A 13,219-nucleotide genomic window follows, 5' to 3' on the forward strand; every position below is an offset into this window, starting at 1 on the left:
GCCGAGGAACTCAAACACACCGCCCGGCTCGCCAAAGCCCTCGGCGTGGACACCGTCGTCGGGTTCACCGGCTCCTCCATCTGGCAATACGTCGCCATGTTCCCGCCCGTCCCCGAGAAAGTCATCGACGCCGGCTACCAGGACTTCGCCGACCGCTGGAACCCCATCCTGGACGTCTTCGACGAAAACGGCGTCCGCTTCGCCCACGAAGTCCACCCCTCCGAAATCGCCTACGACTACTGGACCACCGTCCGCACCCTCGAAGCCATCGGCCACCGCGAAGCGTTCGGCCTGAACTGGGACCCCTCCCACATGCTGTGGCAGGGCATCGACCCCGTCTCCTTCATCTGGGACTTCAAGGACCGGATCTACCACGTGGACTGCAAGGACACCAAGATCCGCCAAACCGGACGCAACACCGTCCTCGGCTCCCACCTGCCCTGGGGCGACCCCCGCCGCGGCTGGGACTTCGTCTCCGCAGGCCGCGGCGACGTCCCCTGGGAAGCCTCCTTCCGGGCCCTGGCCGCCATCGGCTACGACGGACCCATCAGCATCGAATGGGAAGACGCCGGCATGGACCGCCTCCACGGCGCCCCCGAAGCCCTCGGCAACCTCAAAAAGTTCGACTTCCCCGCCTCCCAGACCAGCTTCGATGCCGCCTTCAGCAGTCGAGATTCGCTAGATTGAAATACTCCTGAACCGGACAAGAAAATGTCCGTCTTGAAGTCACATGCACTAGGTGTGTGACCCCCCAAGTGCGAAGTGGTATGCACCGGTGTTCGCCGGCGAATCCCGTCTTTGACGGTTTGCTTGCTTATTACACCGGAAGTTCGGGAATCTCCATCTACAACAGTCAGAACTGACAGTGGTTGCACCGTATTTAGGTGACCGGAGCCACACAGGGCTCCGGCGAGGGCACGACCCACGGTTTCAGCCTTCTCCAGCTCGTGTTCCGGCCCACTTGGCTTCCATTCCATGCCCGCGCCCCCGCCACGCTCGCTTACGAGGCGACGGGTACGGGTGGAGTTCTCAAAGGGCAGTTCGTCTTCAGCTGGAGTACGCCGCGCGTTGTTGAGGCGGGCTTTATCCTAAGGGGGCGGCACCGGCTGGGCTGACTCCCGGCCCTTTTGCCCGGTGGGGCCTATCATGAAACTGCGTCTCCACCCAGGTCTCGGGTGGGCTCAAAGAGTTCGGATTTTTCCGGGCGTCTGCGGGTCTCAGGGCGCAGCTATGGGGAGGGTTACGCGTGTCTCAGACTGGTCTCCTGCAGCACCGGTCCGCCGGCAGCCGCAACAAAGGGCCCGCGAAGTGGATGGCCGGGCTGACAGTCATCGGTCTCGCCGCGCTCGGCCTCTTTCTCGCCGTCAACAGCGGATCTCCGGCTGCGCTGGAGACCGGCGACTTCGTGATTCTGGCAGCGTCGCTGCTGGCCGGCGTGAGCTGTGCCCGGGCGGCCGGCCGGGCGGACGCCAACGCCAGGGCCTGGACCTTTATGTCGGCGGCGGCCTTCATCTGGGCCGCCGGAATGGCCCTGTACGCGTACTTCGGCTTGGCCAATAATCATGTCTACCCGTTCCCCTCCCTGGCGGACGCCCTGTTCCTCGGATACTCGGTGCCCGCCGTCGTCGCCCTGTTTGCGTTCAAGAGGCGCGGCAGCAACCATGTGGCGCTGACCCGGGCGGTGATGGACGCGGCAGTGATCGCCGGATCTGTTTTGGTGGTCAGCTGGTTCGTGGTGCTGGGACCTGCTTTCGATGCCGAGGGGGATCCACTGTCCCGGCTGACCGGGATGGGCTACCCGGTGGTGGACCTGGTGATCACGTCACTGGTGCTGGTTCTTGCGGTACGCCGGCAGCCGGGCGAACGGCTGCCGTGGTTGTGTTTGGGCGGCGGCCTGCTGTTACTGGCCGTGACGGACAGCATCTACGTGCGGTTAACCTTCGAGGGTGTCACGGGCACTACGGGTTCGCCCCTCGCGTTGGGCTGGACCGTCGCGTTCCTCTTGGTTGCCCTTGCGCCGCTGGCGCCGTATCAGGAGGGCGCCGGTCCTGACCGGGCGGGCTATACCCTGGCGCTGGAGCTGCTGCCGTATGTGCCGCTGCTGGTGGCAGTGCTGCTGTTCGCCGGCCCCCATCTTGCGGAACTGAATCCCTTCCTGCTGGCGGTAGGCACCGCCGTCCTGGTGTTCGTGATGGTCCGCCAGGTGCTCATCATCATGGAGAACATCACCTTAACCACCAGGCTGGAGGCCGAGGTGGCCGTCCGCACCAAGGAACTGGAAGCGGCCCGCGAGGCTGCCATGGAGTCCAGCCGGTTGAAGTCGGAGTTCCTGGCCACCATGAGCCACGAGATCCGCACCCCCATGAACGGGGTGGTAGGGCTGACCGCCCTGTTGCTGGAGACCCCGCTCAGCCCAACGCAGAGGCAGTATGCGGACGGCGTCAAGGGCGCTGGCGAGGCACTGCTGGCCCTCATCAACGACATCCTGGACTTCTCCAAGCTCGAGGCTGGCAAGGTCGAACTGGACGAACGCCCCTTCGACCCGCGGGTCCTCGTAGAGGAAGTGGCAGGACTCCTGGCCGAACCGGCGCAGGTAAAGAACCTGGAACTGATCGCCTACTGCGAACCAGAGGTGCCCGAGCGGCTGGTCGGCGATTCCGGCCGGATCCGGCAGGTCCTCCTAAACCTGGCGTCCAACGCAGTTAAGTTCACAGCTTCCGGCGAGGTGTCCATCAAAGTGACGACGGAGAACCCCCGCGCCGCTGCTGGCAGCACCGCTGCGGTCTACTTCGAGGTCCGTGACACCGGTATCGGCATTGACCCTTCCCAGCACGACAGGCTCTTCCAGTCCTTCTCCCAAGCCGACGCGTCCACCACCCGCCGGTACGGCGGCACTGGGTTGGGCCTGGCCATCTGCAGCCGGCTTACGGACGCGATGAAGGGCGAAATCGGCCTCCACAGCATCCCGGGGAAAGGCAGCACGTTCTGGTTCCGGCTGCCGCTTCCGGTGGCGCCCCCGTCCACCGATCCGGTGCCCGAAGCCGGATTCCTCAACGGCCTCCGGGTGCTGGTGGTGGATGACAACGCCACCAACCGGCTGGTACTCGAATCCCAGCTGCGCGGCTGGCGGCTCCAGCCTGAAGCCGTCCCCGATGCTGCCTCTGCGTTAGCCCGGGCCCGGGACGCGGAGGCTACCGGGAAGCCTTTCGACCTGGCCGTCTTGGACTTGTGCATGCCAGGCACCGATGGGTTGGAGCTGGCGCGGAGCATCAAGGCCGATGACCGGCTGGCTGGCATCGAACTGATCATGCTCACCTCCACGATGCAGGTGAACGCGGCCGAGATCAGCCAGGCGGGCGTCCGCGAATGGCTAATGAAGCCGGTCCGAAGCTCCGAGTTCTACAACCACCTGGTGCGGCTGATGTCAACGCACGGGCCTTCGGTTCCGGCGCCGGCGCCTGCCCAGACGTCCCGGGCACAAGACGGGCCATCACGCGGCCGAATCCTGGTGGTGGAGGACAACGAGGTGAACCAGCTCGTGGCGCGGGCCACCGTCAGCAGCCTGGGCTATGCGGTGGACGTTGTATCCAACGGCGCCGAAGCCCTCTCCGTGACCGCCGGTTTCCGGTACGCGGCCGTCCTGATGGACTGCCATATGCCGGTGATGGACGGGTTCGAGGCCACCCGCCGGATCCGCCAACGGGACGGCACGCATCCCCGCCTGCCGATCATCGCGATGACCGCCGGAGCCCTGGACGGTGACCGTGAACGGTGCCTCGCCGCCGGAATGGACGACTATCTCGCCAAACCTGTCGACGCCACCGCCCTGCAGGCCACGCTCGTACGCTGGGTCCCGGAGCCTTCTGCAGCGGCCGTGACCGAGCCTGTCCCCCAGCCGCTTGCTGTCACGGGCACCGCCACGCGGGCGAACCCCTGGCCCACGTCGGTGCTGGATCAGGACCGGATCGCCATGCTGCGTCAGCTGGGGCCAGAGGACGGCCGGGGCCTGCTGCCCGAGGCAGCGGCCGCCTTCCGCCGGGACCTGCCCGCCCGGGTGGATGCGCTCCAGACGGCAGTGCACGACGGCGACGGCCCGGCTTTGGCGCAGGCTGCCCACGCGCTGAAGGGGTCCGCTGCCAATATCGGAGGCACCGCCGTGGCAGAGATCTGCTCCGAGCTGGAAGGGCTGGGACGGCGCGGAATGCCCGACGTCGGGACCCCGCTGATCCGGCGGCTTGAGGAACAGCTGCAACTGCTGGACGCGGAACTGGACGCGGCGCTGGAGGTGGCCCCGTGAAAGTACTGGTGGCCGATGACGATCCAGGGTCCCTGCTGGTGGCCAGGGCCGCCGTCCAACGTTCCGGCCATGACTGCCTCACCGCCGCGGACGGTGACCAGGCGTGGGCGCTGTACCTGCAACACGAGCCGGACGTGGTGGTCACCGACTGGATGATGCCGGGGTTGGACGGTATGGCGTTGTGCCGCGCTATCAGGGCCCGCGAGCAGGAACTGTACACCTACGTGGTGCTACTGACGTCCCAGGGGTCACGGGACGACGTGCTGGCCGGGCTGGAGGCCGGCGCCGACGACTACGTCACCAAACCGCTGGACCCGTTCGTGCTGCACGCCCGGCTCCTGGTGGCGCACCGTATCACCACCCTCCACGCTGACCTCGCCCACTACCGAAAGGTCCTGTCGCGGCAGGCCCGCACCGACCCGCTGACAGGGCTTCACAACCGGCTCAAGCTCGCGGAGGACCTCGAACAACTGCACCTACGGAGCCAGAGATACGCAGAGAAGTACAGCGTAGCCATGTGCGACGTGGACAATTTCAAAAGCTACAACGATATCTACGGCCACCAAGCGGGAGACCAGGCACTGCGGGCAGTGGCGGCCGCTCTCCTGGGCTCCGTCCGCAAAAGCGACGGCGTATACCGGTACGGCGGCGAGGAATTCCTACTGGTGCTTCCCAAACAGTCAACCGCAGGCGCGAAAGCACTGATGGAACGAGCGCTGGACGCAGTCCGCGACCTGGCGATCGCGCACGAAGGTGATACGTCCGGCCAACTTCGGCTCAGCGCCGGGATATCCTCGTTCAGCATCGAGCACCGCGTGGATGCCAACGCTCTCCTGGGCGAGGCCGACGCCGCCCTATACGCGGCGAAAGCCGCCGGACGAAACAGGGTTGAACTCGCCCCGTAAGTCGTGTTAACCAGGCGGGCACAGCACGAGGGTAACTGCAACCGGGGAATTTACGGGCAAGAAAGGTTTATGAACCTGCACCGCGTGCAACCGGTTGCAGGTGATGCCCGGCTGCCCTGTCCCCACTGTCCCCACTGTCCCTGGCTGATGCGAGCAGGCTGACCATGTGACCGACCTGGATCACGGCGGCCCTGATCTTCACCGGATCGCTGATCGTCAGGAACTGAAGCATCAGGCCATCCAACGCAGCAAAGATCGCCAACGAAACGGCGTCATCTGCAACCAGGCCGCGCTGCCTGAGGGCGTCCTCAACGGTCCGCATGTAACTGGCATACAGCCTTTCCACCAATCGCCGAACCTCGGGGTTCCGCCGGGATTCCAACAGCATCTCGAACTGGAAGAGCTGGAGTTCCGGTTCGGCGGCCACGACCGCAATCAGTGAATCAGCGAAATTGTCGTCAAAGTCGACGATCCGCTCCAGCCCGGTCTCTTCAATGGATCGCTGGACGGCCCATTCCATCGTGGCAGCGAGGAGGCCTTCGATCGAGCCAAAATGATGCCTAATGAGCATGTGGTTCACGCCGGCCCTTGCCGCCACGGCACGGTAAGAAACCCCCCTCAGTCCCTTCTCTCCCACCAAGGCGATTACTGCTGCCAGCAAAGCCTCGCGCCCGTCCCCATAGGGCAAGCGGGTCGAAGGCTGGGATTGCGTCATATGCCGAGTCTAGTCTTTGCCGGTCCCCAACGGGCGACGTTGACACCAAGAACTATACGGTCGTATAGTTTTAGATGTGGCCGCGGTCACGCCCGAGTTCACCGGTTGCAATCCGCTTCTCCCCGTATCTTCCGTGCACTGCCGCACGGAAACAGGGGCACCAAATTTTTCGCACAGGCTTCGCGCCCTGCATCCCGAAAAGAGCCATCGCATGAATCAAGAATCAGTCGAAGTGTCGACGACCATTGGGTTGGAAGAGCGCGGGGACTCCTTCAGCCCAGCAGGCTTGCGGCCTAATAAGCTCGGCGTCCTGGCCATAGCCTTCTTTGCCATTGCCGCGGCCGCCCCCATGGCTGCCGTCGTGGGCGCAAGCCCGGTGTTGTTCTCGGCAACTGGCGCCGGAACACCCGTCATCTACGTAATTGCCGCGCTTCTTGTGGCCCTCTTTTCCGTCGGTTACCTCCGGATGAGCCAGCACATCACCAACGCCGGCGGCTTCGTCGCCTACATGGCCAAAGGCCTGGGAACGAAATGGGCCACAGGCGGGGCAGGGATAGCCATCCTGACCTACCTCAGCCTTCAAATCGGGCTCTGGTCACAGTTCGGTGTCTTCGCCCAGCTCCTGGTTGAAGGAATCACCGGGCTCAACATCCCGGTCTACCTCTGGATCGCCGTGCTGCTTGCCGTCGTGACCGGCCTGACCATGCGCGGGGTGGACGCCAGCCTCAAAGTGCTGGGAGTTCTCATTGTCGGCGAAGCCTTCGCGGTAGCCGCACTGGTGATCTCCCTCATCGCCCAGAAGGGCATCGGCATCTTCACATTCGAGGGCTTCAGCGGCTCCACCGTCTTTGGACCCGGCCTGGGAATCTCCCTCCTCTTTGCTTTCGCCTGCTTCACCAGCTTTGAAGCAACGGTCGTCTTCGCGGAAGAAGCCAAAGAACCCCGCCGCACCATCCCACGCGCCGCCTACTTCGTCATCGCCTTCGTAGGAATCTTCTACACCATCTCCACGTGGGCCATTAGCGGTGCCATCGGCATCAACAACATCCAGACCGTGGCCACGGACAACCCGGCCGGCATGATCTTCGACCTCGCCGGGACCAGCGCCGGTTACTGGCTGAGCATGACCATGCAGATCCTCGTCGTCACCAGCTTCCTGGCCATGCTGCTGGGCCTGTCCAACATGTTCTCCCGCTACCTCTTCTCCCTCGGCCGCGCCGGAGCCCTGCCCACGAAGCTTTCCGCCGTCTCCAAAACGGGCGCCCCACATGTCGCGGGCCTCATCAACGGAATCGTCGTCCTCGCCGTCATCAGCATCTTCCTGCTCGCAGGAGCCGACCCCATCACCACCGTATTCTCCTGGTTCGTTGCCCTGGGAACCGCAGGCTTCATCACCATCCTGCTAGTGACATCAGCAGCGATCGTGGTCTTCTTCGCCCGGAACGGCATGCGGGACAACCTCTGGGTCACCGTCATCGCACCCTCCCTGTCATTCCTGGCATTCACCGTCATCGGATACCTGACGCTGGACAACTATGACGCCCTGCTCGGCGGCGCTGGCGGCATTGCACGCTGGCTCCTGCTCGGCATCCCCCTCCTCTTCGTAGCCGGAATCGCCAGGGGAGCACAAAAGCCGTCCATCAACTTCGCCGCGGTCATCGGCTGACCCAGCCGCACCACCTGTCCCCCACTCAATGAAAAAGAACAAGGAACACACCATGACTTCAACCGACATCCAGGACTACATTCCCGAAGAAGAGTGGCCCCCGGTTTCCGCCATGCTCGAAGGCTTCGGTGATCAAACACTGCCCGCCTCGCCCGCCCTCACAGGGGCCACCCTAAGCATCCCAGGACAAGACGGAGCCACCGAGGAGTACGTCTTCGACACAGCATCCTCCGTCACCTGGACCTCGCAGCGCGGCCAGGAGAAGACCATCGCAACAGCAGGCTACAAAGCCATCGAAGCGCGCCCCGGGATCTTCATCATCGACTTCGTCCGGGGTGAAGGGCTCGCAGCAGAAAACGTGACCATTATCTGGGACCGGAACACCGGCGCGGTGACTTCCGGCGTATCAGGCTTCGTCCTCGTGGGCGACAGGACCCGCAGCACCACTGACTTCAGCCAGACCAACAGCAACGGCTCAGCGGCTCGGCACGAACGCTCATCCGGCCTGGTCGGCAAGCGGATCTTTTACCGTTACAGCAACGTTGAAACCTACGAACACATCTACCTGAACCCTGGCACCTTCACCTGGAACTGCATCCGCGGCGGCGAAGCAGGACTTGCCGACACCGACCGCTGCATGACCTGGGAAGTCGCAGAGGATCTCTTCATCTTCTTTTGGACCGAAAAAGTGATGTGCGTTGAAGCCGTCCTGCTCGTGGACCTGCGGGAACAGCGCTCCATCGGGCGGATGTTCGGCTGGGACGACCCGGCCAACGAACCGGTCATTCTGCCCTTCAACTCCCGGCTCAGCGTCCTGAACACCACCGAGTACCCCCAAGACACGAACAAGCACTAAGCCCTGCAGGGGATGTCCGGTCCTGTACCGGACATCCCCGAGCAGCCGCCAACCAACATAACGGAGACCATTCATGGACATGCAACTGCGTGACCGCGTCGTCATGGTGACAGGCGGTGCATCAGGCATCGGCCGTGCCTGCGTTGACCTTCTGGTCTCGGAAGGCGCAAACATCCTCATTGTCGACCGCAACCCCGACGGCGCCGCCGCGGCAGAACGGCTCCGCAACGACGGACACCAAGTTTCCTTCGCCCATGCCGATCTCACCGTCGAAGCGGATGTCCGGATGCTCGCAGAAGCAGTGGAGGACCTCTACGGTGGCCTGGACTCCGTCATTGCCTGCGCCGGTATCTCCGGCCCTGTAGGACAGAGTGCAACAGATGTATCCGCCGAGGACTGGGACCGCGTGATGGCGGTCAACGTCCGCGGGAACTTCCTGCTTGCCAAGTACTGCGTCCCCATGCTGCGTTCGAGCACGCTGGCGTCGATGGTTTTCCTCGGTTCGGACTCTGCGTTCGTCGCCTACGAGGGCATGGCCCACTACAGCGTATCCAAGGGAGCCGTGGTGATGCTGACAAAGGCACTCACCGTGGACCATCCACAGGTCCGGTTCAACTGCTTGTGCCCAGGCGTCGTGGACACCCCCATGTCGCGTGCCGATCTCGGACTGGACGACGGCTTTGCCGGCTCAGGGCTTCCCGTCATCGAACCCCGGCAGATCGCGGGACACGCGCTGTTTCTCGCCTCACCCATCAGTGCGCCCATCAACGGGACAACGCTGATTGCGGACTTTGGCTACACCGCCCGCTCAGCACAGCCCTCACTGGCCTTCACCGCCAACCCCTAAAAGCGAATCCGACAACACCGTAGGGAACATCCCTGCTGCTCGACAAGGAGTACCCCATGGAAACCTATGAATCCCTGCTTGCCAGCATCGCACCGCAAAGCGCTGAATCCCGGACGATTTTCGACCCCGCCACAGGCGCCGCCGTTGGTGAAGCCCCCGTCCATAACCTCGAAGACCTGGAGCACGCGGTCTCCGCTGCGGTGGCAGCGCAGCCGGCGTGGGCCAACCTGGGCCACGACGGCCGGTCCGCCGCCCTCCTGAAAGCAGCCGACGCCGTCGAACGCTCCGCCGAAGAACTCGCCCAGCTGCTCTCCCGCGAGCAGGGCAAACCCCTCAACGGCCCCAACGCCCGCTTCGAAGTCGGCGCCTGCGCCGCCTGGCTCCGGGCAGCCGCCACCACGCCGCTGGAACCGGAAACCGTGGTGGATGACGGCGAAACCCGGGCCGAGCTGTACTACCGGCCCATCGGCGTCGTGGGCGCCATCGGCCCCTGGAACTGGCCCATGATGATCACCACTTGGCAGATCGCTCCGGCACTGCGGATGGGCAACGCCGTCGTGGTCAAACCGTCCAAGATGACTCCGCTCTCCGTACTTGCCCTGCTCAAGGTCATCAATGAGGAACTCCCCGAAGGCATCCTCACTGGCATCTCCGGCGACCGCACCGTGGGCGCCCGGCTGGCCGAACACCCTGCCGTCGGGAAGGTCATGTTCACCGGCTCCACCGCCGCCGGGAAGGAGATCATCAGGTCCTCCGCGGACACCGTCAAACGGCTCACCCTGGAACTGGGAGGAAACGACGCCGGCATCGTCCTGCCCGACGCCGACCCCAAAGCCATCGCGCAGGACCTGTTCTGGGGCGCCCTCATCAACACCGGCCAAACCTGCGCCGCCCTGAAGCGCCTCTACGTCCACGAGGACCTCTACGACGCCGTCTGCGAAGAACTTGTAGCCGTCGCGAAAGCCATGCCGATGGGCAACGGCCTGGAGGAAAACAACGTCCTCGGTCCGCTGCAGAACAAGGCACAGTACGACGTCGTCGCGAGCCTCGTCGAGGCAGCCAAGGCCTCCGGCGCCCGCGTCCTCCTCGGCGGAAACCCGGACACCGGCCAGCCAGGCTACTTCTACCCCACCACCCTCGTGGCCGACATCGACAACGACAACCCACTCGTCGCCGAAGAACAATTCGGCCCCGCCCTGCCCATCATCAAATACAGCACCATCGACGAAGCGATCGAGAAGGCCAACGCCCTCGACGTCGGCCTCGGCGCGTCCGTCTGGTCCTCCGATCTGCCAGCCGCCCGCGAAGTCGCCGCCCGCATCGAAGCCGGGACCGTATGGATCAATCGGCACGGCGCCGTCGATCCCCGTATCCCCTTTGGTGGCGCCAAGCAGTCCGGCTACGGCCTTGAATTCGGCGTCGAAGGCCTCAAGCACCTTGGCGTCCCGCAGGTCATCAACGGCTAACTACTCCCCCAATCAATAAGAACGGGTTCGAGGATGCGCACGGCGCAATATACCCCGCCTGCGCATCCTCGACCCGGCTCTAACGCTTCGCCCCCGTTACCTTTTTCGTAGCCCCTTCCTGTTGCAGGATGAGGGTGTGTTGGCCGGTCGGTCCCGGCATGGTTTCTGCCCCCAGTCGTTCATGATCCGGGGGGTGTTGTCACCGGGACCGGCTTGGCGGCAGTTGATCGCTGATAGAGGCACGCCGACGGGTCCTTCGTAACGTGGATGCCGACACCTGCCGCCGTTGGCCAGCCAACACAGGATGGTGACGCGCAAACAAGGGAGCGGGTATGGCGGTGATTCTGGATCAGCAGGACATAGACGTATTCATCGGTCTGGACGTCGGGAAATCCGGCCACCACGCCGTGGCCCTGAATCGGGCGGGGAAGAAGCTCTTCGACAAGGCCCTGCCCAACGACGAAGCCCGGCTGCCGGAGATCCTCGATTCCTTGTCCGGGCACGGGAGAATCCTGCTTGTCGTGGATCAGCCGGCCACCATCGGGGCGCTGCCCGTTGCGGTCGCCCAGGCATTCGGTGCAGCGGTCGGTTACCTGCCTGGCCTGGCGATGCGTAGGATCGCTGACCTGCACCCGGGCCAAGCCAAAACCGACGCCAGGGATGCGGCGATCATTGCCGAAGCAGCCCGGTCCATGCCCCACACGCTGCGGACGATTGCCCTGGATGATGAGACGCTGGCCGAACTCGGGGTGCTCTGCGGCTTCGATGACGACCTCGCAGCCCAGATCACCGCGACATCCAACCGGATCCGCGGGCTGCTCACCCAGATCCACCCGGCGCTCGAGCGGGCAGTTGGCCCCCACCTCGATCACCCGGCGGTGGCGGACCTGCTCACCCGGTATCCGACACCCGCAGCGCTCAAGACCGCCGGCCGAGGCCACGTCAAAACCAGGCTGAAGAAGCACGCACCCCGGGCGGCCGAACGGCTCACCGACGCTATCTTCACGGCATTGGGCGAACAAACCGTCGTGGTCGTGGGCACCGGTGCCTCAGGGATCGTGCTCCCGAAACTGGCCGAACAACTGCTCTCCCTGCGGCACCAGCGCGACGACATCGCAGCCCAGGTCGAAGCCCTTGTGGAGGCCCACCCTCTTCATAAGGTCCTGACCTCGATGCCCGGCATCGGCGTCAGGACCTGCGCCCGAATCCTCACCGAAGTCACCGGCAAGCACTTCGCCAGCGCAGCCCATCTGGCCTCCTACGCCGGCATCGCGCCCGTCACCCGACGCTCCGGGACCTCCATCCGCGGCGAGCATTCGAGTCAACGCGGGAACAAAAAACTCAAACGCGCCCTGTTCCTCTCCGCCTTCGCAGCCCTGCACCACCCGCCGTCGCGCGCATACTACGACCGAAAACGCGCCGCAGGCAAACGCCACAACCAAGCCCTCATCGCCCTCGCACGCCGCCGGTCAGACGTCCTCTTCGCCATGCTCCGAGACGGAACCCTCTACCAAGACCCCGAACCCCGGAACCTGCCATCAGCCGCTTGACGAAAACCATAGAGGCACCCCCCCGGCCAGCAGGGCCATGTCCAGTGCAAGAGGAACTCGATGAGCAATCAGCCAGTAGCAATCATCACCGGAGGCGGCACAGGGATCGGCGCTGCCACAGCGGGAGTTCTCCGGGCCGAGGGCTGGGAGGTCGTCATCGCCGGCCGGCGCGTGGAGCCACTACAGGCGGCCGCCGCAGCCACCGGCGCCATTCCCGTGGTCGGGGACGCAGCTTCCAAACCTGACGTGGAGAGGCTGGTCGCCACCACGATCGATCATTTCGGCCGCCTGAACGGCGTCGTCCTGAACGCGGGAATCGTGCGGTCAGGGGCGGTGGGAGACCTCACTGATGACGCGTGGGATGCGATGTTAGACACCAATCTCACCGGTCCTTTCCGACTTGCCCGCGCGGCGATGCCCCACCTCGTTGCTTCACGTGGTTCCATCGTCGGCGTTGCCTCCGCTGGTGCCTTGAGGGCCAGCGGCGGAATCGCCGGCTACAACGCCACCAAGGCCGGTCTCACCATGCTCATGCAGTCGATAGCCGTCGACTACGGACCCCGCGGTGTGCGGGCCAACGCAATCTGCCCTGGATGGACGCGAACCGAAATGGCCGACATGGAAATGCAGGAGTACGGCGCAGAACTCGGCATCGACTACACCGACGCGTACAAGGTCGCAACGTCCTTCGTTCCAGCGCGCAGACCCGCTACCTCGGCAGAAGTCGCTGAGGCCATAGCGTGGCTGCTCTCCGACAAGGCGTCGTACGTCAATTCAGCGGTGCTGCCAGTGGACGGCGGGATGATCGCAGTGGACCCTGGCGGGCTCGCCCTTGACCCCCGGGTCACTCTTACAACCTCCGGGCATAACTAGGCCTGAATCTATCGACACAGCCACTGCAGAAGCCGAACAGCTGG

The 13,219-nt window shown here is 64.4% G+C and carries 10 protein-coding genes; 9 read left to right on the top strand and 1 reads right to left on the bottom strand.

Annotated features, from left to right (window positions below):
• From ACTJK0_RS19460 to ACTJK0_RS19470, 3 genes are all read left to right on the top strand, one after another.
• On the top strand, window positions 1-687 hold a 687-nt coding region (locus ACTJK0_RS19460), incomplete at its 5' end, for a sugar phosphate isomerase/epimerase family protein (protein WP_440746291.1).
• A gap of 559 nt (window positions 688-1,246) precedes the next feature.
• The gene (locus ACTJK0_RS19465) at window positions 1,247-4,297 is read left to right on the top strand and encodes a response regulator (protein ID WP_440746292.1); all 3,051 of its coding nucleotides are present in this window, start codon (window positions 1,247-1,249) and stop codon (window positions 4,295-4,297) included.
• Complete coding sequence (locus ACTJK0_RS19470; protein WP_110543352.1) at window positions 4,294-5,202, top strand: diguanylate cyclase; 909 nt, start codon at window positions 4,294-4,296, stop codon at window positions 5,200-5,202. The genes ACTJK0_RS19465 and ACTJK0_RS19470 overlap by 4 nt, the downstream gene beginning before the upstream one ends.
• A gap of 67 nt (window positions 5,203-5,269) precedes the next feature.
• Here ACTJK0_RS19470 and ACTJK0_RS19475 read toward each other — a convergent pair whose 3' ends face one another.
• Window positions 5,270-5,917, bottom strand: coding sequence for a TetR/AcrR family transcriptional regulator (locus tag ACTJK0_RS19475; RefSeq protein ID WP_440746293.1), 648 nt, complete (start codon window positions 5,915-5,917; stop codon window positions 5,270-5,272).
• Between the two features lie 211 nt (window positions 5,918-6,128).
• Here ACTJK0_RS19475 and ACTJK0_RS19480 point away from each other — a divergent pair, with 211 nt between their 5' ends.
• The 6 genes from ACTJK0_RS19480 (at window position 6,129) to ACTJK0_RS19505 (ending at window position 13,175) form a co-directional block, all read left to right on the top strand.
• The gene (locus ACTJK0_RS19480) at window positions 6,129-7,583 is read left to right on the top strand and encodes an APC family permease (protein ID WP_440746294.1); all 1,455 of its coding nucleotides are present in this window, start codon (window positions 6,129-6,131) and stop codon (window positions 7,581-7,583) included.
• Between the two features lie 52 nt (window positions 7,584-7,635).
• A complete protein-coding gene (locus ACTJK0_RS19485; protein WP_110543465.1) occupies window positions 7,636-8,439 on the top strand; it encodes a MoaF C-terminal domain-containing protein in 804 nt (267 codons plus the stop codon).
• 73 nt (window positions 8,440-8,512) lie between these two features.
• The gene (locus tag ACTJK0_RS19490; RefSeq protein ID WP_440746295.1) at window positions 8,513-9,286 is read left to right on the top strand and encodes an SDR family NAD(P)-dependent oxidoreductase; all 774 of its coding nucleotides are present in this window, start codon (window positions 8,513-8,515) and stop codon (window positions 9,284-9,286) included.
• A 56-nt stretch (window positions 9,287-9,342) separates the two neighbouring features.
• Window positions 9,343-10,752, top strand: coding sequence for an aldehyde dehydrogenase family protein (locus tag ACTJK0_RS19495; RefSeq protein WP_440746296.1), 1,410 nt, complete (start codon window positions 9,343-9,345; stop codon window positions 10,750-10,752).
• Window positions 10,753-11,084: 332 nt separating this feature from the next.
• On the top strand, window positions 11,085-12,302 hold the full coding sequence (locus tag ACTJK0_RS19500; RefSeq protein ID WP_440746297.1) for an IS110 family transposase: 1,218 nt from the start codon (window positions 11,085-11,087) through the stop codon (window positions 12,300-12,302).
• A 60-nt stretch (window positions 12,303-12,362) separates the two neighbouring features.
• The gene (locus tag ACTJK0_RS19505; RefSeq protein ID WP_440746298.1) at window positions 12,363-13,175 is read left to right on the top strand and encodes an SDR family NAD(P)-dependent oxidoreductase; all 813 of its coding nucleotides are present in this window, start codon (window positions 12,363-12,365) and stop codon (window positions 13,173-13,175) included.
• Window positions 13,176-13,219 lie beyond the last annotated feature (44 nt).

Origin of the sequence: Paenarthrobacter sp. 22069 (genome assembly GCF_052046035.1) — a bacterium.
In the GTDB taxonomy this organism is placed as follows: domain Bacteria; phylum Actinomycetota; class Actinomycetes; order Actinomycetales; family Micrococcaceae; genus Arthrobacter.